The 22,608-nt window shown below is 63.0% G+C and carries 18 protein-coding genes and 2 tRNA genes; 13 read left to right on the top strand and 7 right to left on the bottom strand.

Annotated elements, in window-relative coordinates; all coding sequences use genetic code 11:
* Positions 1-53: 53 nt before the first annotated feature.
* From CDQ91_RS00430 to CDQ91_RS00445, 4 genes are all read left to right on the top strand, one after another.
* Entirely contained in the window at positions 54-1,070 is a 1,017-nt protein-coding gene (locus tag CDQ91_RS00430) for a DUF11 domain-containing protein (protein WP_088470749.1), read from the top strand.
* Positions 1,071-1,081: 11 nt separating this feature from the next.
* A complete protein-coding gene (locus CDQ91_RS00435; protein ID WP_237245757.1) occupies positions 1,082-1,546 on the top strand; it encodes a hypothetical protein in 465 nt (154 codons plus the stop codon).
* A gap of 74 nt (positions 1,547-1,620) precedes the next feature.
* Complete coding sequence (locus tag CDQ91_RS00440; RefSeq protein WP_088470750.1) at positions 1,621-2,676, top strand: hypothetical protein; 1,056 nt, start codon at positions 1,621-1,623, stop codon at positions 2,674-2,676.
* A 70-nt stretch (positions 2,677-2,746) separates the two neighbouring features.
* Entirely contained in the window at positions 2,747-7,840 is a 5,094-nt protein-coding gene (locus tag CDQ91_RS00445) for a DUF11 domain-containing protein (protein ID WP_088470751.1), read from the top strand.
* 110 nt (positions 7,841-7,950) lie between these two features.
* On the opposite strand, the gene CDQ91_RS00450 is transcribed toward CDQ91_RS00445, so the two are convergent.
* The 4 genes from CDQ91_RS00450 to thyA all read right to left on the bottom strand — a co-directional run bounded on the left by CDQ91_RS00450 (position 7,951) and on the right by thyA (position 12,630).
* A complete protein-coding gene (locus tag CDQ91_RS00450) occupies positions 7,951-9,273 on the bottom strand; it encodes a dihydrolipoamide acetyltransferase family protein (RefSeq protein WP_088470752.1) in 1,323 nt (440 codons plus the stop codon).
* Between the two features lie 4 nt (positions 9,274-9,277).
* The gene (locus tag CDQ91_RS00455) at positions 9,278-10,282 is read right to left on the bottom strand and encodes an alpha-ketoacid dehydrogenase subunit beta (protein ID WP_088471371.1); all 1,005 of its coding nucleotides are present in this window, start codon (positions 10,280-10,282) and stop codon (positions 9,278-9,280) included.
* Positions 10,283-10,302: 20 nt separating this feature from the next.
* Positions 10,303-11,598: a 3-methyl-2-oxobutanoate dehydrogenase (2-methylpropanoyl-transferring) subunit alpha gene (locus CDQ91_RS00460; protein ID WP_088470753.1), complete on the bottom strand. Its 1,296-nt coding sequence runs from the start codon at positions 11,596-11,598 to the stop codon at positions 10,303-10,305.
* A 96-nt stretch (positions 11,599-11,694) separates the two neighbouring features.
* Positions 11,695-12,630 (bottom strand): thymidylate synthase, encoded by a 936-nt coding sequence (thyA, locus tag CDQ91_RS00465; protein ID WP_272897597.1) that lies wholly within the window; start codon positions 12,628-12,630, stop codon positions 11,695-11,697.
* A gap of 143 nt (positions 12,631-12,773) precedes the next feature.
* Here thyA and CDQ91_RS00470 point away from each other — a divergent pair, with 143 nt between their 5' ends.
* The 3 genes from CDQ91_RS00470 to CDQ91_RS00480 all read left to right on the top strand — a co-directional run bounded on the left by CDQ91_RS00470 (position 12,774) and on the right by CDQ91_RS00480 (position 14,002).
* Positions 12,774-13,202, top strand: coding sequence for a JAB domain-containing protein (locus CDQ91_RS00470; RefSeq protein ID WP_088470754.1), 429 nt, complete (start codon positions 12,774-12,776; stop codon positions 13,200-13,202).
* Positions 13,203-13,307: 105 nt separating this feature from the next.
* A tRNA-Pro gene (locus CDQ91_RS00475) sits at positions 13,308-13,384 on the top strand.
* 168 nt (positions 13,385-13,552) lie between these two features.
* Positions 13,553-14,002: a GNAT family N-acetyltransferase gene (locus CDQ91_RS00480; protein WP_088470755.1), complete on the top strand. Its 450-nt coding sequence runs from the start codon at positions 13,553-13,555 to the stop codon at positions 14,000-14,002.
* 188 nt (positions 14,003-14,190) lie between these two features.
* Here the strand turns inward: CDQ91_RS00480 and CDQ91_RS00485 are convergent, their stop codons facing one another.
* Entirely contained in the window at positions 14,191-15,015 is an 825-nt protein-coding gene (locus CDQ91_RS00485; RefSeq protein WP_237245758.1) for an N-formylglutamate amidohydrolase, read from the bottom strand.
* Positions 15,016-15,209: 194 nt separating this feature from the next.
* On the opposite strand from CDQ91_RS00485, the gene cpdR reads away from it, so the two are divergent.
* Together cpdR and CDQ91_RS00495 are read left to right on the top strand one after the other, a co-directional pair.
* Complete coding sequence (cpdR, locus tag CDQ91_RS00490) at positions 15,210-15,587, top strand: cell cycle two-component system response regulator CpdR (RefSeq protein ID WP_088470756.1); 378 nt, start codon at positions 15,210-15,212, stop codon at positions 15,585-15,587.
* 71 nt (positions 15,588-15,658) lie between these two features.
* A tRNA-Val gene (locus CDQ91_RS00495) sits at positions 15,659-15,733 on the top strand.
* A gap of 48 nt (positions 15,734-15,781) precedes the next feature.
* Here the strand turns inward: CDQ91_RS00495 and CDQ91_RS00500 are convergent.
* Positions 15,782-16,573 carry an SDR family oxidoreductase gene (locus CDQ91_RS00500; RefSeq protein WP_088470757.1) on the bottom strand — a complete coding sequence of 264 codons (792 nt, stop codon included), beginning with the start codon at positions 16,571-16,573 and terminating at the stop codon, positions 15,782-15,784.
* A gap of 115 nt (positions 16,574-16,688) precedes the next feature.
* Between CDQ91_RS00500 and CDQ91_RS00505 the strand changes: the two genes are divergently transcribed.
* The 4 genes from CDQ91_RS00505 to CDQ91_RS00520 all read left to right on the top strand — a co-directional run bounded on the left by CDQ91_RS00505 (position 16,689) and on the right by CDQ91_RS00520 (position 21,666).
* Complete coding sequence (locus CDQ91_RS00505) at positions 16,689-17,558, top strand: alpha/beta fold hydrolase (protein ID WP_088471374.1); 870 nt, start codon at positions 16,689-16,691, stop codon at positions 17,556-17,558.
* Positions 17,559-17,607: 49 nt separating this feature from the next.
* On the top strand, positions 17,608-18,336 hold the full coding sequence (locus CDQ91_RS00510; RefSeq protein ID WP_088470758.1) for an energy transducer TonB: 729 nt from the start codon (positions 17,608-17,610) through the stop codon (positions 18,334-18,336).
* A 150-nt stretch (positions 18,337-18,486) separates the two neighbouring features.
* Positions 18,487-20,883 carry a TonB-dependent receptor gene (locus CDQ91_RS00515; protein ID WP_336579267.1) on the top strand — a complete coding sequence of 799 codons (2,397 nt, stop codon included), beginning with the start codon at positions 18,487-18,489 and terminating at the stop codon, positions 20,881-20,883.
* 99 nt (positions 20,884-20,982) lie between these two features.
* On the top strand, positions 20,983-21,666 hold the full coding sequence (locus tag CDQ91_RS00520) for a Fe2+-dependent dioxygenase (protein WP_088470759.1): 684 nt from the start codon (positions 20,983-20,985) through the stop codon (positions 21,664-21,666).
* Here CDQ91_RS00520 and CDQ91_RS00525 read toward each other — a convergent pair.
* Positions 21,663-22,595 (bottom strand): FAD:protein FMN transferase, encoded by a 933-nt coding sequence (locus CDQ91_RS00525; protein ID WP_237245759.1) that lies wholly within the window; start codon positions 22,593-22,595, stop codon positions 21,663-21,665. The genes CDQ91_RS00520 and CDQ91_RS00525 overlap by 4 nt on opposite strands.
* Between the last annotated feature and the right edge of the window lie 13 nt (positions 22,596-22,608).

Genomic DNA, 22,608 nt, shown 5'->3' on the forward strand with positions numbered 1-22,608 from the left:
ACCCTTTTTCTCCGATTGCGGACTGCAAGGACCAGCTATCGGAGTATCACATCATGATGAAAGCGCCTGTGGGGGGCGCGAAGCATCATCGGCTTCTACCCTCTTGTTCGTTTATCGGCCTGCTCGCCTCGCTCGCGCTGCCAGCACAGGCTCAAGTGTCGCCGCCGCCCGCCACCCGTGCGGGCACGACGATCAGTAACACCGCAACCGCGACCTTCGACGCCGGAGGCGGCCCGCAAACGGTCGATTCGAACCGCGTCGAGCTGCTCGTCGACGAATTGCTCGATGTCACGGTTGCGTCCAACAATCCGACCGATGTTCCGACGACGCCAGGCGCGACCGGCCAGGTCCTGAGCTTTCGGGTGACCAACAGCGGCAACGGACCCGAGAATTTCGTGCTGAGCACGATCGCCAATGCCGGCGGCGACAATTATGATCCCGCCGTCACGCAAATCTACATCGACGCCAACGGCGACAACGCGTTCGATCCGAATGTCGATACGCTCTATACGCCCGGCACCGGCGATCCGCTGCTCCAGCCCGAGACCGCTATCACGGTTTTCGTCGTCGCGACGACGCCCGGGGCGGTCGTCGACGGCAATCGCGGCATTGTCAGCCTTGTTGCTGCAGCAAAGACCGGTATCGGCACGCCGGGTAGCAGCTTTGCCGGTCAGGGCGAAGGCGGCGGCGACGCGGTCGTCGGATCGACCGGCGCCGATGCCGACGACGACGGTGCCTTCATCGTATCGGCAGCGGCGGTGACCCTCGTCAAATCGGCGGCGGTGACCAATGCCCTCGGCACGACCGATCCCATTCCCGGCGCGACGATCACCTATACGATCGTCGCGACCGTCGTGGGCAGCGGATCGGTCAGCGGGCTCGCGATCACCGACAATATTCCCGCAAACACGATCTACACCCCCGCCTCGATCACCCTTGGCGGCACGGCACTGTCCGACGCCGCCGATGCCGACGCGGGCGACTATAACGGCACCCGGATCAACGTCGCGCTCGGCACCGTCGCCGGCGGACAGACCCGGACCGTCACCTTCCGAACCATAATTCAATGATGGAGATGTCCATGCGTACCGCCCTTGTCTTATCTTTGGCCGCGCTGCTGCCCGGCCAAGCCCTTGCTGCCAACCAGGTCGCGCTGAACAACAGCGTGTTCGTCGAACGCGTTTCGACCGACGCGAGCGGCAAGCAGCGCGTCCTGCTCGAAGAACCGAAAGTCGTCGTTCCGGGCGACCGCCTCGTCTTCGTGCTCAACTATCGCAACGCCGGCGCCCAGCCCGCCGACAAATTCGTGATCACCAATCCGATGCCCTCGGCGGTTCGCTTCGCCGACGCGGGCGACACGCAATCACTCGTCTCGGTCGACGGCGGCAAGCAGTGGGGACTGCTTTCCGAGCTGACCGTCGCGATGGCCGACGGCACCCGCCGCGCGGCGCAGCCCGCCGACGTCACGCACGTCCGTTGGGCATTTCAAAAGCCGATTCCCGTCGGAGGTACCGGCAAGCTCATGTTCCGGGGGGTCGTCAAATAGCTCTTTAAACCAAGCCGCTTAACGGCTGCCGGCGGTGGGGATCAGGCAGCCAATTCCAGTCCAGGAGCTCAGCTATGACCAGTATGCTGAACTATATGGGCCTCGGTATGGTGGCATGCGCAAGCATCGCCGCAACCCCGGCATATGCCAATGGGACGACCGCAGGCACATCGATCACCAATACCGCAACCGTCGATTATCAGGTCGGCGGCGTCGCCCAAGGCCAGCAAAGCGCCTCCAACAGCTTCGTCGTCGATCGCAGGGTCAATCTGCTCGTCGAAGAAGTAGGCAATGCAACCACCGAGGTCGCACCGGGTCAAACGAGCGCGGTCACGACCTTCCAGTTGACCAACAGCTCGAACGAAATCCTCGATTTCCTGCTCACCGCCTCGCAGATTACCGGCGGCGTCGCCACGCACGGTGGCACCGATACGTTCAATGCGTCCAATATCCGCATCTATCGCGACGCGGCGACCGGCACGCCCGGCAGTTATGATGTCGCTGACGTACTCGTCACCTATATCGACGAACTCGCCACGGACACGCCGATCCGGCTGTTCGTCGTCGCCGACATTCCGGCGGGCCTTCCCACTGGAGCGGTCGCGGGCATCCAGCTTCGCGCCACTGCGCTCGAAGGTGGCACGGCCGGCACGCAGGGCGCCGCCGTCACCCAGACCGCAGGCGCCAACACCGCCGCCAAGGACACCGTCTTCGCCGACGGCGTCGGCGTCAATGATGCCAACCGCGACGCCTCACACAGCGATGCCGACGATTATACGGTCAAGACGGCGACGCTGACCGTCACCAAATCGAGCCGCGTCGTTTCTGACCCGTTCAACGGCACGACCAACCCGAAACTCATCCCGGGTGCGACGGTCGAATATTGCATCGCGGTGGCGAACGCCGCCGGGGGCGCCGACGCGACATCGGTCGCAATCAACGATAGCGTGCCGGGGCAACTCGCCTTCGTCGCGGGATCGATCCGGCTGAACGGGACCGTCACCGGCGGCACCTGCAACGCCGACGGTACGACGGGGGGCAGCTATGCCGCGCCAGTCGTGTCGGGGACGATTGCGACGATCGCTGCGGGCGCTGCGCGCACGCTGATCTTCCAGGCCCTCGTCAACTGATCGGGTTTCCGAAGGGGGCAGCGGGCGCGGGCTGAACAGGCCACCACCGCTACTCCCTTCGGGGCTTGCCATGCGCAGCACCCGAAAACTCCTGGCCCTTGCGACCACGCTGGTTGCGGCAGCGATGCTGCCTGCGGCAGCCCCGGCGCACGCGCAGCTGATCTCCAACACCGCGTCGGCGCGCTGGATTCAGGGCGACGGCGGCGGAGAGACGCTGTCAAATCGCGTCGACGTGACGGTGAACGATCGGCCGTCCGAAGCGCCGACGATCACGACATACCGGATCATCGACCGGGGCGGCGACAAAAGGGTCCCGCTCGTGCCTACGCCATGCGGCATTGCCGACAGTACGGGGCGTGGTGGCGAGCTGATCCAGCTTGGCGGCGCCTATGCTAGCCTGCCCACCAATCCCGCGTCGCTACAAAACAGCAAGAATTTCCGTGCCGGCGAAGTGCTGGTCGTTGGCGTCACCCTCGCCTCGGCCAACAGCAACGCAGATCAGCGCGACCTGCTCCCGGTGGTCCTCGAGCTTGCAAACGGCGACCGCGAACATATCACCCTCTCCGAAACCGCGCCGAACAGCGGCGAATTCGTCGGCATCATCAATACAATCGGCGTTCCGCCTCCCGTCGTCGCGGGCGACTGCCGACTATCGGTCAATCCCGTCGTGCCGCTGACGCTCCGTGTTTCCGACCAGACCAACGCCAGCCTTGTCGCGCTCGCGACAATCGACTTCCTCGTCGATCCGTTCGGCATCGTCTTCGACAGCGGCGACGGCGCTCCGGTCGCGGGAAGCCGCGTCACGATCGTCGACGCCGCGACGGGCCAGCCCGCGCAGGTCTTCGGCGACGACGGCACCTCATCCTATCCCGCGAGCATGATCACCGGGCAAAGCGTCACCGATTCGGGCGGCACCGTCTATGACTTCCCGGCAGGTGATTATCGCTTCCCCTTCGTCGCGCCCGGCACTTACCGCCTCGTCGTCGAGCCGCCGCCGCCCTTCACCGCGCCGTCGAAATCGAGCCCGGCTGATCTTTCGTACCTGCGCCGTCCCGACGATGGCCTGCCCTTCACGATCACCGGCGCAAGCTATGGCCATATCTTCACACTCGACAGCCCCGCTCCCGTCCGCGTCGATATTCCCGTCGATCGGCCCGGTCTGCCGCTGGTCCTCAGCAAAACGACTTCAACCCAGGTCGCGGTGCCCGGCGATGTGATTCAGTATCGCATCGAAGTCGCCAATCGCGACGCCCGCCGCACCACTGGCGCGGTCATCATACGCGACATATTGCCTGCGGGAATGCGGCTGCGCGCCGATACGGTACGCGCCAACGGCGTGCGGGTCAGCGCCGACATCGCCGCCAACGGCCGTGAATTCGCAATCACCCTGCCTGCCGTCGCCCCGGCGCGATCGATCCTGCTCACCTATCTCGCCGAAGTCATCGTGTCCGCGCGGCCCGGCAACGCGCTTAACCGTGCCACCGCGACCGACAATCGCGGATCGACGAGCAATGTCGCCGAGGCGAGCATCGCGATCAAACGCGACCAGCTGGGCGACAGGATGACGATCATCGGCCGCATTACCGACGGCGGATGCAGGGTCGACCCGGGAAAAGCCGACGGCATCGGCGGGGTGCGCGTGATGCTGCAGGACGGCAGCTACGCCGTAACTGACGTTGATGGTCGCTATCATTTCGAGGGCGTCCGCCCCGGCCTGCACGTCGTGCAGATCGATCCCTCGACGCTCCCCCTCGACCGCGAAGCCATCGACTGCGCGAACGCCACACAAAGCGCTGGCAGCGCAATCTCGCGCTTCGTGGAAGGCCGCGGCGGCGCCCTCAAGCGCGCAGACTTCCGCGCCACCGCCAGCGTCCCGCGCGCCGCACCCAAAACCACCGCGATCGCCGCAGCGCCGGTGCTGAGCGATCCAGACGCTGCGGGTGCTGGCCGCGACTGGCTGGCGGGCGAAGCGCCCGGGATCGGCTGGCTCTTTCCCACCCCAGACCATAATCCGCGCGCCAAATCGGTGCGCGCCGCGATCAGGCATCTGCCCGGTCAGTCGGTGACGCTGACGATCAACGGCAAGCCGGTCGACGATCTGAGCTTCGAAGGCACGCGCAAATCGGCCGACGGCGCCGCTGCGGCCAGCCTGTGGCGCGGCATCGAAATCCGCGAAGGCGAGAACCGCCTTGTCGCTACCGTCAGGGATGCGAACGGCATGACGGTCGAAACGCTCGAACGGCCGATTCATTATTCGATCACCCCGATGCGTGCGACGCTGATCCGTGAAAAATCGGTGCTGATCGCCGATGGCGTGACACGCCCGGTGATCGCGGTGCGCCTGACCGACCGCGACGGCAAGCCGGTGCGCCATGGCCTCACCGGCGATTTCAGCGTCCCCGCACCTTACGCCCCCGCCGTCGAGGTCGATGCGCAACAGGCACGCCAGCTTGCCGGGCTCGAACGCGCGCGCCCGATCTGGAAGATCGACGGCGACGACGGCATCGCCTTGATCGAACTGGAGCCGACCACCGCGTCGGGGACGCTGGCGATGGACTTCACCTTCCGCGACGACAAGATCGAGCGCAAGCAGACGATCGAAACCTGGCTCGATCCGGGCGATCGCCCATGGACTGTCGTTGGCTTCGCTGCGGGTACGCTCGGCTACAACACTCTCGACGACCGGATGGAGCCAGTGGCAGAGACGCTGGACGGTCTCAATGCCGACGCCCGCCTTGCGCTCTATGCCAAGGGCCGCGTGCAGGGAAAATGGCTGATGACGCTGGCCTATGACAGCGACAAGGATAAGGATGACACGCGGTTCGGCGGCGTGATCGACCCACGCGCCTATTACACCATCTACGCCGACCGCAACGAGACGCGCTACGATGCCGCATCGGTGCGCAAACTCTATCTGCGCCTCGAACGCCCGCAATTTTACGCGATGTTCGGCGATATCGAGACCGGGATTTCGGAACCGCAGCTCGCCCGCTATCAGCGCGCGCTGAACGGCGGCAAGGCTGAATATCGCGGGCCCAATCTCGCCGCGACCGCGTTCGTCGCCGACACCCCCTATCGTTTCCGCCGCGACGAAATCCAGGGCAACGGCCTGACCGGCCCATACCAGCTCGGCGCCAAGGACATCCTGCCAAACAGCGAGCGGATCGTCATCGAAACGCGCGACCGGCTGCACAGCGAGCGCATCGTCGAAAGCGTCAGCCTGTCACGCCACGTCGATTATGACATCGACTATCTTTCGGGGACGCTGCGTTTCCGTGAGCCTGTCCTGAGCCGCTCGTCGGACCTCGATCCGCAGTTCATCGTCGCCGAATATGAGGTCGATGGGATCGGCCAGCGCGTGCTCAACGCGGGCGGGCGCGTCAGCTATCAATCGACCGACGAAACGCTGCGCGTCGGCGCGACCTTCATCCACGACGAGGATGGCAATGCCAAGACCAACCTTGGCGGCGTTGACGCGCGCTACCGCCCGAGTATCGACACCGAGGTTCGCGCCGAACTGGCGGTTAGCGACGCGAAGGCGGTCAATGGGAGCACGGCTCCCGCTGGCACCGCGAAAGCCTGGCTGATCGAGGCTGAGCATCACAGCAGCAACGCCGACTTCCTCGCCTATGTCCGCGAGCGCGAGGCGGGGTTCGGCGCCGGACAGCTAAATCGTGGTGAAGATGGCACGCGCAAATTCGGTTTCGATGCGCGGCTGCGCGCGACGCGCAAGTTGTCGCTGACCCGCAGCGCCTGGCAGGAGGATTATCTCGATACCAACGCCCGCCGCCGCGCCGCGCGTGCTCTCGTCGAATATGACAATGGCACCAGTGTCGCGCGCGCGGGGCTGACCCATGCCCATGATCGCCTGACCGACGGCACGCGCAACACATCGAACATCGTCCAGCTCGGCGCGACCCAGCGGCTGATGAACAAGCGCCTCGAACTCGAGGCACAGACCGAATTCGCCTTGGGTGGCAAGGATGCGAGCGTCGACTTCCCGACCCGCCACCGCCTTGGCGCGCGCTACGCGATCACCCGCGACGTCAATCTGGTCGGCAGCTACGAGATTGCCGACGGCGACACGATCAAGGCGCGCACCGCGCGTCTCGGCTTCGACCTGTCCCCATGGGCGGGTGCGCGGCTGCTCGCGACCGCGAACCAGCAGGATATTGGCGAATATGGCCCACGCAGCTTCGCCGCCTATGGCCTGTCGCAATCGCTGCGGCTTGGGACACGTTGGTCGGTCGATATTTCGATCGATGGCAATCGCACCCTCGGCGGGGTCCGCGCAAAGGATATGCTCAACCCCGATCATCCGGTCGCCTCGGGCGGCTTTCTCGGCGCGGGCGGCACGCTGACCGAGGACTTCCTCGCGATCAGTACTGGCGCCACTTATCGCGCCGATCGCTGGACCCTCACGGGCCGCGCCGAATATCGCGATGGCGAACTCGCCAACCGCACCGGCCTGACCCTCGGCGGGCTGCGTCAACTCGGCGAAGGCCGCGCGCTCGGCGCGCTCTTCACCTACGCCAAGGCAAGCGGCAGCGGCACCACGCCGACGACCGAAGTTATTCAGTTCGAAATGAGCTGGGCGCACCGCCCCGCCTCGTCGCGCGTTTCATGGCTCAACAAGAGCGAGTTTCGTTCGGACAAGGTTCGCGACGCTGTTGCGGGCCAGGCCGGGCCCATCGGCGGCGGCGCGCTGACGATCGACGGTGACGCGGCGAGCCGCCGCCTGCTCAACAGCCTGTCGGTGAATTGGACCCCGCTGGGCGATCGCGATGAGGACGGCCTGTGGTACGAGCGCGCCGAAATCGGCGTCTTCTGGGGCATCCGCTATAATTTCGACCGTTTCGGTACGGACGATGTGAAGGGTTGGTCGAACCTGATCGGCGCCGATGTCCGTTTCAACCTTGGCGCGCATGTCGATATCGGCGCGTCGGGCACTGTGCGCGTTGGCACCGACACCGATACCGTCAGCTGGGCGGGCGGCCCGACACTGACGCTGGCGCCGATGAAAAATGCGAACATCAGCTTCGGCTATAATTTCGCAGGCTTCCACGACCGCGATTTCGAGGAAGCGCGCTATTCGCGTTCGGGTGCCTATGTGACCTTCAAACTGAAGTTCGACCAGACAAGCTTTGCGGGGCTGGGGCTGTAAGCCGTTGCCCTAACTCGTCACCCCGGACTTGATCCGGGGTCCCGCTCAGCAACGCCGAAAAGCGGGATACCGGATCAAGTCCGGCATGACGAAAGGATGGAAGAAGAGCGTCAGTCCGCGAACAGCAACACGGGCGTCTCGACGAGCTTCTTGAGCGCCTGGACATAGCTCGCGGCATCCCAGCCATCGACGACGCGGTGGTCACAGCTGATCGACAGGTTCATCAACTTGGCGCGGCGAATCTCGTCGCCCCCTTGAGGATTTTTAGCAAACACCGGGCGTTCGACGATCTTGTTCGGACCGATGATCGCCACTTCAGGACGATTGATCACCGGCGTTGTCGCAATCCCGCCAAGCGGACCGAGCGAGGTGATCGTCAGCGTCGAACCCGACAGCTCGTCGACCTTCGCTTTGCCAGTGCGCGCGGCTTCGGCGAGGCGAGTGATCTCGCTCGCGAGCTGCCAGACATTCATGTCCTGCGCGTCGCGGATCACCGGGACCATCAGCCCCGCATCGGTCTGCGTCGCCATACCCAGATGCACCGCGCCGTAACGGGTCACGATGCCCGCCTCATCATCATAGCGCGCGTTGATCATCGGAAATTGCGGAATGGTGCGGCAGATCGCGACGATCAGGAAGGGCAGCATCGTCAGTTTCGGGCGGCCCCCGCGATTGGCGTTGAGGTCAGCGCGCATCTCTTCAAGCGCGGTGACATCCATTTCATCGACATAGGTGAAGTGCGGGATCGCGCGCTTCGACGCCGCCATATTCTCGGCAATCTTGCGGCGCATGCCGATAACCTTGATCGGCTCGTCGGCGCGGGCGCGCGATGCTCCCGGCGCATGATAGCCTTGCCCGCCGCTGTAGCGAAGGAAGGCGTCGAGGTCCGCGTGGCGGATGCGGTCGCCCTCAGCATGGACCTGACCAAGGTCGACACCCAGATCGGCCGCGCGGGCGCGAACGGCAGGGGAAGCCAGAACCTTCGCCCCATGGTCCGTTTGCCCTGAGCTTGTCGAAGGGCCGCTCTTGTTTTCGGAAGGCAAGGACGGGGCTTCGACAAGCCCAGCCCGAGCGGGTTGAGGGGTTGGCGTAGCGACCTCAACGTCAGAAATTTCTTCGGCGCCCGGCGTCTCGGCGACAATTTCCTGCTCAACCGGCGTATCGGTCGGCGGCGCATCGACCGCACCCTCGTCATCGGTCTCGATCACGGCGAGTGTCGAACCGATCGGGATCAAATCGCCGACCTCACCCGCCAGTTCGACGACGATCCCCGATACAGGAGATTCCATTTCGACGGTCGCCTTGTCGGTCATCATATCGGCGAGTTGCGCGTCTTCCTCGACGCGCTCGCCGATCTTGACGTGCCAGGCGACGATTTCGGCCTCGGCGATGCCTTCGCCAATGTCGGGCAGACGGAATGAATAGCGGGCCATGACGTCAGTCCTTCAAAATCTTGTTCAGCGCGGTCGCGATGCGGACCGGCCCGGGGAAATAGGCCCATTCAAGGCTGTGCGGATAAGGCGTATCAAACCCGGTCACGCGTTCGACCGGCGCCTCGAGATGATAGAAGCAGCGTTCCTGTACCAGCGCCGCGAGTTCGGCGCCAAAGCCCGACGTGCGCGTCGCTTCGTGGATGATCAGGCAGCGACCGGTTTTCTTCACCGACGTTTCGATTGCCTCGATATCGAGCGGCACCAGCGTCCGCAGGTCGATGATCTCGGCGTCGATCGCCAGTTCATCGATGATCGTCTTCGCTACATGGACCATCGTGCCATAGACCAGCACGGTGACCGCCTCGCCTTCGCGGATCGTCGCCGCCTTGCCGAGCTCGATGCGGTAATAATCTTCCGGCACCACGCTCGCAGCATGCTTCGACCAAGGCTCGACCGGGCGGTCGTAATAGCCGCTGAACGGGCCGTTATAGATGCGCTTGGGTTCAAGGAAAACGACCGGGTCATTATCCTCGATCGCCGCAATCAACAGGCCCTTGGCATCATAGGGGTTCGACGGGATCACCGTCTTCACGCCACAGATATGCGTCATGATGCTTTCCGGCGACTGGCTGTGCGTCTGGCCGCCGAAAATGCCGCCGCCAAATGGCGTGCGCACCGTCATCGGGCAGATGAAGTCATTCGCCGAACGATAGCGCAAACGCGCCGCCTCGCTGACCAGCTGGTCGAGCCCCGGATAGATATAGTCGGCAAACTGGATTTCGGGGACCGGGCGCAGGCCATAAGCCCCCATGCCGACCGCAACGCCGATGATGCCACATTCGTTGATCGGGGTGTCGAACACCCGCGTCTTGCCGTGCTTTTTCTGCAAGCCAGCCGTGGCGCGGAAGACGCCGCCGAAAAAGCCGACGTCCTCGCCCATCACCACGACCTTGTCGTCGCGCGCCAGCATGACGTCCATCGCGCTGTTGATTGCCTCGATCATGTTCATCGTCTTGGTTTCGCTGCTCATCATTCGGGCTTCCAACCGGGGCCGAACTTGGCCTCTTGCTCCGCCAGCATCTGCTTGCTCTGTTCCACAAGATGCCAGGGCATCTCCTCGAACACGTCCTGGAACATGGTTTCAAAGGGCTGGTGCATGCCATGACCCAAAATGCCGAGCTTTTCCGACTGCTTCTGGGTCGTCTTGACCAGATCCTCAAGCTCGCCGCGCAGCGCCTCGTGCCGCTCGCCATCCCATTCGCCGAGCGTTTCGAGATGCTGGCGCAACCGCGCGATCGGGTCGCCGAACGGCCAGATCGTCGGCTCTTCGGCGGGGCGATAGGCTGTCGGATCGTCCGACGTGCTATGCCCTTCGCTGCGATAGGTGAAATGCTCGATCAAGGTCGGGCCATTGTTGGTTCGTGCGCGGTCCGCCGCCCATTGCGTCGCGGCATAGACCGCGAGCGGATCATTTCCGTCGATACGCAGCCCGGCGATGCCATAACCCACCGCGCGCGCCGCAAAGGTTGTCCGTTCGCCGCCGGCAAAGCCCGAAAAGCTCGAGATCGCCCACTGATTGTTGACGACGTTGAAGATGACCGGCGCGTTATAAACCGTCGCAAAGGTCAGCGCCGAGTGGAAATCGCCCTCGGCCGACGATCCCTCGCCGCACCAAACGGTCGCGATGCGGCTGTCGCCCTTTGACGCCGACGCCATCGCCCAGCCCACCGCCTGCGGATATTGGGTCGCGAGATTGCCCGACACGCTGAAGAAGCCATGTTCGGGCGCCGAATACATGATTGGCAACTGCCGCCCCATCAGGTGATCGCCGCGATTCGAATAAATCTGGTTCATCATCTGGATCAGCGGATAGTCGCGCGCGATCAAAATGCCCTGCTGGCGATAGCTGGGGAAGCACATGTCGCCGCGGTCGAGCGCCAGCGTCGATGCGACCGAGGTGGCCTCTTCGCCGGTGCACTTCATGTAAAAGCTGGTCTTGCCCTGCCGCTGGGCGCGGAACATGCGGTCGTCGAACGCGCGCACCAGCATCATGTAGCGCAGCATGAGGCGCAGCCGCTCGGGTGACAGCTTCGGATCCCATTGCCCCTTCGCCTGCCCGTCAAAATCGAGCACGCGGACAAGACCATAGCACAGGTCACGCATCGCATCGGGCTTGGTGTCTTCGCCGGGGCGCGGCGTCGCCTCGACCGCAGGGACGACGATATCACCGAAATCGGGCGTATCACCGGGCCGATAGCGCGGTTCGGGAATGTGAAGCGACAGCGGCGGCAGGTTGCTCGCCGGGCGTCGATGGGTATCGGGCATGCCTAAATCCCTCCCGGTGCGAATCATCGCACCGTCTAGTTATATTTCAATGCGGCGACATATTATTACCGCCGCTAGATCATTGCAATGCCCGCGTCAGACCGCGACCGGCGCCGCGATATGCGCCTGCGGCGAATAGGATTCGACGCTGAAATCATCAAATTTATAGTCGAAAATGCTTGCCGGCCGATTGAGGATGCGCAGCTTTGGCGCGCCTTCAGGCACCCGCGACAATTGCTGTTCGACCAGTTCGGCATGGTTCAAATATAGGTGCACGTCGCCGCCGGTCCACACCAGTTCGTGCGCGTGCAAATCGCACTGCTGCGCGATCATACGCGTCAGCAACGCTGCCTCGAAAACATTGAATGCAAAACCGAGCCCCAAATCGCACGAGCGCTGGAACAGCATGCACGACAGCCCGCCGTCGCTGCGGACGTGGAATTGATAGGTCATGTGGCATGGCGGCAACGCCATGCGATCGAGATCGGCGACATTCCAGCCGGTGAAGATGTGGCGCCGCGACCCCGGATTGTTGCGCAGCGATGTGATCAGGGCGGAAATCTGGTTGTGTCCCTCGGGCGCGCGGCGAAACAGCCCCTCGCCCGCCGCTTCGTAACGCGGCCAATTGACCCATTGATGGCCATAAACAGGGCCCAGGTCGCCCCATGTCGCAGCGAAAGCGTCATCGGCCAGGATTCGCGCTTCGAATTCAGCGGCATCAATTTCCGCGCCCGTCTCGCGCCGATAACGATCGAGCGGCCAGTCGGTCCAGATTCGCACCCCCTGCGCAACGAGCGGACGGATATTGGTATTCCCGGTCAGGAACCACAGCATTTCGCGCAGCCCCGTCTTCCAATAGACGCGCTTTGTCGTCAGCAGCGGGATCGCGTCATCCTTCAACGAGAATCGCATCGTTTCGCCGAACAGCGACCGTGTGCCGACCCCGGTGCGGTCGACGCGTTCGTCGCCCTCCACCCATATGCGGCGCATCAGGTCGAGATATTGCAGTTCATAGTGGATGGATTCGGACAAGATTCGCTCCCGGTTTGGCCGCTCTTTGCTAGGCCCCGCGCAGCGGCACGACAAGTGCGCCAAAGGGGGGATATCGACTCCTATCCGATACGGGGCAGTCGGCAATTGCCGCCACCGGCCCCGGCGCGCATGCACGCGCCACGATGATCCTGTTCATATCCGCTGGCGAAATGCCCGCCCCCTATGCCGCCGCCGGATTCGTTCCGCGCAAGGTCGAGGGGGACGTCGCGCTCTACCTGCTGCGCCCCTGCTTCCCCGCCGAGGGCGAGGCGCTGCTTCTTGCCGGATTCGACATCTATGACCGGCTCGTGGCGCTGGAATGTGCCGATGGTGACTGCATCGGCCGCTGCAGCATCCCGCCGCGCTGCTGGCAGGGCTTGTTGGGGCGTGGTGTGGCAACCGTCCTGATGGCGCATAATCATCCGTCGGGCGCTGCATGGCCCAGCGTCGCCGATATTCGCTGCACGCACGAAACCGCACAATTTCTGAGACTTCTCGACATCGAACTGACTGATCATCTGATCTTCGTCGATACCGGCCATTTCAGCTTTCGGCAGGCACAACTCATGTAGAAACGGCAATTGTCGCGTTGGTGATGATTGGCGCTTGAAGTTCCTGAAAGGCGCGTCTAGAGGACCGCCCTGCCTTCGCACCGGCCCGCCGGTGCAAAGAACGGTCGGGGAGTAGCTCAGCCTGGTAGAGCACTGTCTTCGGGAGGCAGGGGCCGGAGGTTCGAATCCTCTCTCCCCGACCAATTTCTTTCCTGTTCCACGTCGCACCCGAACAGGGCCCCGCATCGCGAGGCATGGCGACTGATCACGGAGTTTGATGCGCAGCAACTGAATCGCCACCGCTCAAGCGGGCAACGGTCCGGCTCACACGCCGGGGTTCTTTCTGTGCATATAATATTCGTGGAACACTCATGGACAAAAATAATGTGACGATCCGGGCCTATTCGGCTGCGGACAAAGAAATATTGTCGTCAATCTGGTATCGGGCTTCGCTGGAAGCGCATCACTTCCTTGGCCAGGCGCGTCTGCAAGAACAGCGCAAACTCATCGAAGACATCTATCTGGAAAAAGCCGAAACCTGGGTTGCCTGCCTCGATGGCCGGCCCGTCGGCTTCATCGGTTTGCTCGACACCTTTGTGGGCGGGCTGTTTGTCGACCCTTCGGCACAGGGCCACGGGATCGGTCAGGGGCTGATCGCCCACGCCCTGGCGTTGAAAGACCTGCTTATGCTGGAAGTCTACGCCAACAATGTGCGAGCCTGCACCTTCTATCGCCAGCTTGGCTTCTGCGAAATATCGCGGCGTCCGAGGGATGATGATGATCTTCCGTTCGAAAATATCCTGATGCGCCTCGACGGATAAATACTGGGAGAGGCGAGAATTTGCGCTGCCTCTTGTATCGTAACGCATCCCATCCTAGATTGGTGCTACGCCGCCATGGTTTCCCCCTTTCCATCGCGGTGAGTGCCCCGTCTCCGGACGCGGGTGCGTCCTCCCTGGACCCTGGCCACCTCGTGCCCCGTGCGCGAGGTGGTTTTTTTACAGGCGAGCTATTCTGCGGCTTGCGGCAGTGCGTCGCGGCCCCGTTCGGCCCGTCCAGCGTCAGCCACCAACTCACCAAACCATCGTGTTAAACCGGCCATCCGCGCAGCATCGACTGTGCGGCCGGGTGCTAGATACAGACTGCGGTCGATTTCAATCTGCACCGCGTGCACCGCCTGATCTGGCTGCCCATGGGTGCGAACAATATGCCCGCCAGCATAGGGCTGGTTCCGCGTCACCGGGACATTCAACCGCTGCGCTGCGTTCATCACCAGATCAACAAGCCAGTCGGCCGAGCTGGTACCAAACCGGTCACCGACGACGATACGCGCGCCATGTCCAGGCTGTCCGGCGGGAATCTGCGGCATGCTGTGCAGGTCGATCAATATCGCATGACCATGCCGTTCACGAACCGCCGCGAGTTCGCTGGTGAGCGCGGCATGATAAGGCCGGTGTAGCGATTCGAGCCGCCAGTTCAGCGCCGCCGCGTCGATCGGGCGTTTCCACAAAGGTCCGCAATCGGCGAGCCGCGTCGGCACGACGCCCAGCCCCGCACGCTCCTTGCGCCCCGGTGCGGAAAATTCCTGGCGCAGCGACGGATCGACCTCGCCCGGCGCCATCTGCCCTTCGCCGCGATTGCAATCGGCGACTGCGCGCGCCCACAGCGCCTGGACAACGACCGCTCCCGCATCCTGCGCATCGGCGGCGATCCGGTCGCACCAGCTATCCTCCAGCCGTTCGAGCATCGGCTGCGGCACGCGCGCTGCGGCGAGGATCTCCGGCGGATAAATGCGACCCGCGTGCGGGACCGACACGACGACCGGAATGCTCACTGAGGGCCGGTTGACAGATATGGCGGCGGGCGGGATGGTGCTGCGCGGCATCGATCACCGGTGGCAAAAAACCGGCCGCAAATCCAGCCTCATGGCTATTTGTTAAATCTCTCGCGCTAAGACAGCGGCTTCGTTGCAAAGGTGCGGATGCACCAGACGCGGCCTCGCCGTGGGACCAGGGGACATATTTCAGCATGATTCGCATTTTGCTGGCCGAAGATGATGATGTGATGCGCGAGTATCTCGCGCGGGCGCTGACCAGCGCCGGATATCACGTCACTGCGGTCGATCGCGGCACCACCGCCGTGCCTTATATTGATTCGGGAACCTTCGACCTTTTGCTGTCGGATATCGTCATGCCCGAAATGGATGGAATCGAGCTTGCTCAATATAGCGCAAAGGTCGCGCCGCAGACGCAGGTGATGTTCATCACCGGCTTTGCAGCAGTTTCGCTGCGCGCCGAAGAAAATGTGCCGCAGGCCAAGCTGCTTTCGAAGCCCTTCCACCTCAAGGATTTGGTGCGCGAAGTCGACAATATGTTCGGCCGCACCGACCGCTCGCACCAACAATAAAATCATCTCGGCACGCGAAGGGGTTGCCAAGCTGCATCGAGGTGAGTAGTGGCCGCGTCACCCCAAGGGATGGGCGTGTAGCTCAGTGGTAGAGCACTGTGTTGACATCGCAGGGGTCGCAAGTTCAATCCTTGCCACGCCCACCATTAAAAACGCCGCCGACCTGATGGTTCGGCGGCGTTTTTGCTTTCAGATCAGGCCATTCCGCGTGCGACGTCACCACGCGACGCATCGCCGATCTGCGATCCGCCATCACAATCGAGAATCGTGCCGGTGATGTAGCCCGCCGCCGGCGAGCAGAGGAACACCGCCGATTCGGCGACCTCCTCGATCTTGCCCCAGCGCTTCATCGCGATGCGGTCGTAATGTGCCTGCCGTGTTTCGGCATCGGGTGCGAGACGCTTCATCCCTTCGGTATCGGCAATCGGCCCCGGCGAAATGCCGTTCACTCGCACCTCGGGGCCCCATTCGAGCGCAAGGACGCGAATCAGCTGGTTGATCCCCGCCTTGGCGGCGCAGGCATGCGCCTGCAGCGCCGACGCGTTGACCGCCTGTCCCGCCGTGATTGCGATCAACGATGCTCCAGGACGGTTCAGCAGGTCGTGACAGCCGCGAAACACGTTGAAAGTGCCGTTGAGGTCGATGTCGACAACGGTGCGAAAGGCGTTGGCCGACATGCCGAGCGCGGGCGCGAGGAAATTGCCCGCCGCCCCCGAAATAACAATGTCCATCGGCCCCAGTTTGTCGGCGACCGTTTCCATCACCCCGCGAATCGCATCATAGTCGCGCACGTCGGCCGACAGTCCGATCGCACCCGCACCAATTTCTGCCGCCGCGCGCGCCGCCTTGTCGGGATCGCGCCCTGCGACTGCAACCTTCGCGCCCAGTTCGGCGAATCGCTTGGCGATCCCCAGGTTGATCCCGCTCGTTCCGCCGGCGACGAAAGCCGTCTTGCCCGTCAGCAAATTGTCCCGGAATGTTGTCATCTCGCTTCTCTCCCTCATGCTTTCGACCGGCAATCCGCCCGGCATGCAAAGATGCGGGTTGACGGATCGGAACCAGTCGCGTTTTGAAACTGGAACAGACAGCAAGGACGATCCGATGGCAAGTACCGGTCCCACCTCCAACAGCTTCATCTCGCAGCGCCTGAAGCTCCACTATGTCGACTGGGGCAATCGCGGCGCGCCGCCCTTGCTGCTCGTCCACGGTGGTCGCGACCATTGCCGCAACTGGGACTGGGTCGCCGAAAAGCTGCGTGACCGTTACCATATCATCGCCCCAGACCTGCGCGGTCATGGCGACAGCGCCTGGTCGCCCGACGGCAACTATCCGATGGACGCTTTCGTCTATGATCTTGCCCAGTTGATTCATCAACTCGACCTTGGACCGGTGGCGATCGTCGCCCATTCGATGGGCGGCAATATCGCGCTGCGCTACACCGGTCTTTATCCCGAAAACGTCAGTACGCTGGTCGCGATCGAAGGGCTTGGCGCCTCACCCAAGATGATGGCCGAGCGCGCCGCGACGCCCTTTGCCGAACGGTTTCGCAAATGGATCGACGACAAGCGCCAGGCTGCGGGGCGCGCGCCGCGTCGCTATGCGACGCTCGACGATGCGCTGGCGCGGATGATGGGTGAGAACGCCTATTTGACTGCCGAACAGGCGCGCCACCTGACGATCCATGGAATCAGCCGCAACGAGGATGGCAGCTGGAGCTGGAAGTTCGACAATTATCTGAATGTCTGGCCCGCCTTCGATGTGCCGCACGAAGATGTGGCGTCGCTCTGGTCGGCGATCACCTGCCCCACGCTGTTGCTCTATGGCGCCGACAGCTGGGCTTCAAATCCCGAGAAAGATGGCCGCCTCGCGCACTTCAACAATGCAAAGGTGATCGAGTTTGAAAATGCCGGCCACTGGCTTCACCATGACCAGTTCGACCGGTTCATGTCCACGCTAGACAATTTCCTCTAAACAGGCGTCTTGTCGCACGCAGTTCGCGCGCGAAGGTTCGGGCGACGCCATGACCTATACGGGGCAGATTTCACCGCGACAGCGCGCCTTGTCGGCCGGCGCCGCGCTGCTGGCGGTGGTCGCGGTCGGCGCCGGTCTTGCCAGCGGCCTCGACCTCGATTCCGTGCGCAAGGCGAGCGAGGCAATCAGCGCCATCACCATCCCCGCCCCCGTCCCTCCACATGAAGAACCGGTGCCGCAAAAGGTCGCGGCCAAGAAAGTCAGCGGCAAGGCTTCCGCAGCGAACAAGCACGCCAAGGCGACTCAGGTCGTTGCCTCTAAGCCGAAGCTGCAGCCCGTCACCCCGCCCCCGATCGCCGCCGCACCGCAGCCGGGTGCAGGCAACAACGCATCGGCGGGGGCAACTCCCAATCCAGGTCCCGGGTCAGGCGCGGGCGGGCGCGGTGATGGAACGGGCGCAGGCGGTGCGGGCAGCGGCACCGGTGGCGGATCGAAAGCGGCGTGGCGCAGCGGCACGATCACCGACCGCGACTATCCGCGCGATGCGAGCCAGGCAAAGATCGGCGGTATCGTCGAAACGCGCTTCACTATCCAGCCAAGCGGGCGTGTCAGCGGCTGCCGGATCATCAGATCAAGCGGCGAGGCCTCGCTTGATACCACCACCTGCCGCCTGATCGAAGAACGCTTCCGCTTCAAACCCGCCACCAATGCCGCAGGCGACCCGATCCCCAGCCAATATGGCTGGCGCCAAAGTTGGTGGCTCGAACCGCGCCGCTAACCCAAATCGTCGGCCGAGCGCTCACCGACGGCACTCACCCTCGGTCACATCCGCGATAGTTTGTGACAATGATGCGAATAATTCTCAATAGAGATTGACTCTGCAATCTATTCGCAATAGCGGCGCCCCGAAGCAATAAGGGGTATAGCCGTGATAAAATCGACGTCCGCCACGTTCCTCGCCATGTCCTGCGTCGGGAGCATCATCAGCGCCCCCGTTATGGCTGCCGATATCGGTGCCGATGCGGGTGCCGAACAGAATGAGCGCGATCGCCGCGAGGAGCGCGAAAGCATCATCGTCAACGGGCAACATTATCAGACCCAGCAGGAATCGCCCAAATCGACGCGTTCGGTGCGCGACACGCCGCAGACCGTCACCGTGATCACCGGCGAAACGATCGAGCAGCAAAATCTGCTCACACTGCGCGACATGCTATCGACTGTCCCCGGTATCACCTTCGGCGCCGCTGAAGGTGGCTCACCGCCCGCTGACTCGATCACGCTACGCGGCTATTCGGCTGGTTCGGACATCACGCAAGACGGCGTGCGCGACAGCGGCGCCTATAACCGGTCCGATAATTTCAACATGGAACAGCTCGAAATCGTCAACGGTGCGAATTCAGTCTATGGCGGCTCGGGTTCGGTCGGTGGGTCGATCAATATCGTCACCAAGCGCCCGCTCGCCGAAACGCGCGTCGTCGGCTCGGCTGGCATCGGCACCGACAATTATTATCGCGGTTCGATAGACGCCAATGTCCGCGCCAGCGACATGCTCGCTTTTCGCCTGAACGCGATGGTGCACAAGAATGACGTGCCTGGTCGCGACGTCGAGAAATATGAGCGCTGGGGTGTCGCTCCCTCGGTCACGCTGGGTGTCGGCGGCCCGACCAGTCTGACCCTGCAATATCTGCATCAGGAAGACGACAATATCCCGCAATATGGCGTGCCCTATTATACCGTCGCGGGCGGGATGATCCCCGGCGTCGATCGCAGCGACTATTTCGGCTATCGCAACATCGACACGCAGGACATCACTGTCGATCAGGCGACGCTGACCTTCGAACATGAGATCAGCGATGCGGTGTCGATCCGCAATCTGTCGCGCTGGCAGCAGGTCAGCCAACTCACCATCGTAGGACCGCCGCAGGGCACCTATTGCCTTGCAACGGGCGTCACACCGACGGGTGGCAGTTGCACCGTCAATGTCACCGGCATAGGCAACGTTACCGTCCCCAACGGCTATTATCTCGTCGGCGGACCGCGCGGAAACCTGCGCGATTCGCAGAATGAAATCATGTATAATCAGCTCGACCTGCGCGCGGTGTTCAACACGGGCGCGATCGAGCATACGTTGGTCGCGGGCGCCTCGGCGAGCTGGGAAAAATATACCCTCTCGACCGGAAACGTCTATCGCAACCCGAATGGAACGGTCGCCAATGCGGCCTTCCCGCTGATCAATTTCGGTAATCCAAACGAGATCGTCCCCGGCCCCGCCGGCCCGGGCCGCGTTTATGGCAGCAATGTCTATACAGGACCGGTCAACTTCTTCGAAAGCGGTCGCCAGCGGGGCGAAGTCGACAATTATGCCGTCTATCTGTTCGACGCGATGAAGATCGGAAAGTTCGAAATCAACGGTGGTGTTCGTTGGGAGCATAACAGCGGCAATTATCGCACCGACGCCGGTGCCGCGGCGACCCTTACCACACCGCAAGGAGCGATCGTTCCCGGTCCGATCCTGAGCAATTCGGCCGACCTCTTTTCATACCGCCTCGGCCTCGTCTTCAAGCCTGTCGAGGCCGTGACTCTCTACGCCGCCTTCGGCAATTCGAAGACACCGTCGATCAGTGCGGTCAACGGCGCCTGCACGACCGTCACCTGCAATGTCGATCCCGAAACCGCGCGCAACTATGAGATTGGCGCGAAGGCAGAAGTGGCGGGCGGAAAACTGCTGCTGGCGGCATCGCTGTTCCGCAACGAGCGCAACCAGTATAAGGTCGCATCGAACGACGTCGACAGCCCCGATCAGGTACTCGACGGCAAATCGCGGGTCGACGGGATCGCGCTGAGCGTCATCGGCAAGATCACCCCGCAATGGTCGATAACCGCAAACTACACCTATCTCGACGGGAGTTTGCGCCAGTCGGTGTCCGATTTATGCCTTGCCAATCCCGGTACCACCGGCTGTGCGAACAGCGTGACCGTACCCGACCCGGCACGCGGCGCAGCGTTTCAGCAGACGCCGAAACATTCAGGCAGCCTGTTCACGACCTACGAGTTTCCGTTCGGCCTGACCCTGGGTTACAGCATGACCTATCAGGGCAGCTTCGCGCTGAATCTGCCGACACTCGCGGCGCCGACGGTCTATCGGTCGAAGGATTATCTGATCCACAGCGCCTATGTCGCCTATAGCGTGACCGACAGCCTGAAGGCCCAGCTCAATGTGAAGAATTTCACCGACGAGCTCTACTTCACGCGGATCCGCAGCAATGGCTGGGCAGCCCCGGGTGACGCGCGCGCCGCTATCTTCTCGCTGAGCTATACCTATTGATCATTGGGCGGGAGCAGGAGTTGCGCTCATGTTCCCGCCATTGATCGTACGTCCGACCTATGGCAGCGAACAGCGGCATCGCCGAAGGGACATTCCGCCATGTTGATCGCCATCCCCGACCTGCTCTCGGCCGACGAGCTCGGCGAAATCCGCCAGACCATCGACGCCGCAGATTGGATCGACGGCAATGTAACCTCGGGCCATCAGTCCGCACTGGCCAAGAACAACGAACAATTGCCCGAGGACAGCGACGCCGCACAACGCGCGGGCCGGATGATCCTCGACGCTCTGGGGCGGTCGCCGCTATTCTTTGCATCGTCGCTCCCGCTCAGGATTTTTCCGCCGCTGTTCAACCGCTATGGCGAGGGGCAGGAGTTCGACATTCATGTCGACAATGCCATCCGCATCAAGCGCGGCAGCGAATTCCGCATCCGCAGCGACCTGTCGGTCACGCTGTTCCTTGAGGCACCCGAGGATTATGATGGCGGCGAACTGATCGTCGAAGATCATTACGGGGCGCAGCGGGTCAAGCTGCCCGCCGGCCATGCGGTCGTCTATCCATCGTCGAGCCTGCACAAGGTCACACCCGTGACCCGCGGACGGCGCGTCGCCTCCTTCTTCTGGCTCCAGTCGATGGTTCGAGATGCCGAGGCGCGGCGCCTGCTGTTCGACCTCGATCGTTCGGTGCAGCGCCTGACCGGCGAGCTCGGCGGCAAGGACCGCTCGGTAATCGAACTTACCGGCGTTTATCACAATCTGCTGCGACGCTGGGCCGACAGCTAGTCCAGCATCGCGCACCAGCCGCGCGACAGATATTCGCGTTCTCCTGCGATCACACAGGCCGCGAGGCCTTGCGCGTCGGCGCGTGCAATCGCTCCCTGCGCCCCCAGCACGGTGAGCGCGGTCGCCCAGCCATCGGCCATCATGCAGCTGCGGTGCAGCACCGTGACCGAAGAAATATTATGAACGATCGGGCGTCCGGTTCGTGGATCGAAACTGTGCGAATAACGTACTCCATCGACCTCGAAACCCCGGCGATAATTTCCCGAAGTGGCGACCGACAGGTCGTGAAGCGCGACGCGATACGGCGCGAGTGATGAGGAAGGCGGGATTTCGGTATCGACCCACCAGGGCTGGCCGTCGGGCCTGATCCCCTCACCGCGCAGTTCGCCGCCGACCTCGATCAGGAAGTGGCGGACGCCCTGCCCCAGCAGCCATTCGGCGGCCAGATCGACGGCATAGCCCTTGGCGATGCCAGACAGGTCGAGCGCAGCGCCCTCGGTCCGGCGAATACGGCATTCTTGCGGGTCAAAATCGATCGAATGATTGGCGGGCCCTGCAGCGGCAGTCGGTATCGCATCGATAGGTCCTGCACTACCGAATCCCCATTGCTCAGTATGGCGGCCAAGGCACGGATCAAAGGCGCCATCGCTTATTCGCGCGATATCGAGCGCGGCGCAGATCACAGCGGCAAATTCGGCCGGGATCGTCTGCCACATATTCGGCGGAGCCCGATTAAAGCGCGAGAGGTCGGACGTCGCTTCCCACTGGCTCATCTGTTCGACGACGCGGTCGAACCGCGCCTGCACAGCCGCAGCCGCACCCACAGGCGGTGAGACAGCCTGCAGCGACCAGCTTGTCCCCATTGTCTCGCCGGCGAAACTTTCGATCGCCGCCCCGGCGTCGCGCCCCGAAAAGGCTGCGGGCGTCAACGCGCGGGGGATC

The organism is Sphingopyxis witflariensis, from assembly GCF_002205635.1.
In the GTDB taxonomy this organism is placed as follows: Bacteria; Pseudomonadota; Alphaproteobacteria; order Sphingomonadales; family Sphingomonadaceae; genus Sphingopyxis; species Sphingopyxis witflariensis.

What these genes read in the sequence shown, in the direction of transcription:
- CDQ91_RS00430 (WP_088470749.1), top strand. Translation starts at nt 54, where the DNA reads ATGATGAAAGCGCCTGTGGGGGGCGCGAAGCATCATCGGCTTCTACCC.
- CDQ91_RS00435 (WP_237245757.1), top strand. Translation starts at nt 1,082, where the DNA reads ATGCGTACCGCCCTTGTCTTATCTTTGGCCGCGCTGCTGCCCGGCCAA.
- CDQ91_RS00440 (WP_088470750.1), top strand. Translation starts at nt 1,621, where the DNA reads ATGACCAGTATGCTGAACTATATGGGCCTCGGTATGGTGGCATGCGCA.
- CDQ91_RS00445 (WP_088470751.1), top strand. Translation starts at nt 2,747, where the DNA reads ATGCGCAGCACCCGAAAACTCCTGGCCCTTGCGACCACGCTGGTTGCG.
- CDQ91_RS00450 (WP_088470752.1), bottom strand. Translation starts at nt 9,273, where the DNA reads ATGGCCCGCTATTCATTCCGTCTGCCCGACATTGGCGAAGGCATCGCC.
- CDQ91_RS00455 (WP_088471371.1), bottom strand. Translation starts at nt 10,282, where the DNA reads ATGAACATGATCGAGGCAATCAACAGCGCGATGGACGTCATGCTGGCG.
- CDQ91_RS00460 (WP_088470753.1), bottom strand. Translation starts at nt 11,598, where the DNA reads ATGCCCGATACCCATCGACGCCCGGCGAGCAACCTGCCGCCGCTGTCG.
- CDQ91_RS00470 (WP_088470754.1), top strand. Translation starts at nt 12,774, where the DNA reads ATGATCCTGTTCATATCCGCTGGCGAAATGCCCGCCCCCTATGCCGCC.
- CDQ91_RS00480 (WP_088470755.1), top strand. Translation starts at nt 13,553, where the DNA reads ATGGACAAAAATAATGTGACGATCCGGGCCTATTCGGCTGCGGACAAA.
- cpdR (WP_088470756.1), top strand. Translation starts at nt 15,210, where the DNA reads ATGATTCGCATTTTGCTGGCCGAAGATGATGATGTGATGCGCGAGTAT.
- CDQ91_RS00500 (WP_088470757.1), bottom strand. Translation starts at nt 16,573, where the DNA reads ATGACAACATTCCGGGACAATTTGCTGACGGGCAAGACGGCTTTCGTC.
- CDQ91_RS00505 (WP_088471374.1), top strand. Translation starts at nt 16,689, where the DNA reads ATGGCAAGTACCGGTCCCACCTCCAACAGCTTCATCTCGCAGCGCCTG.
- CDQ91_RS00510 (WP_088470758.1), top strand. Translation starts at nt 17,608, where the DNA reads ATGACCTATACGGGGCAGATTTCACCGCGACAGCGCGCCTTGTCGGCC.
- CDQ91_RS00520 (WP_088470759.1), top strand. Translation starts at nt 20,983, where the DNA reads ATGTTGATCGCCATCCCCGACCTGCTCTCGGCCGACGAGCTCGGCGAA.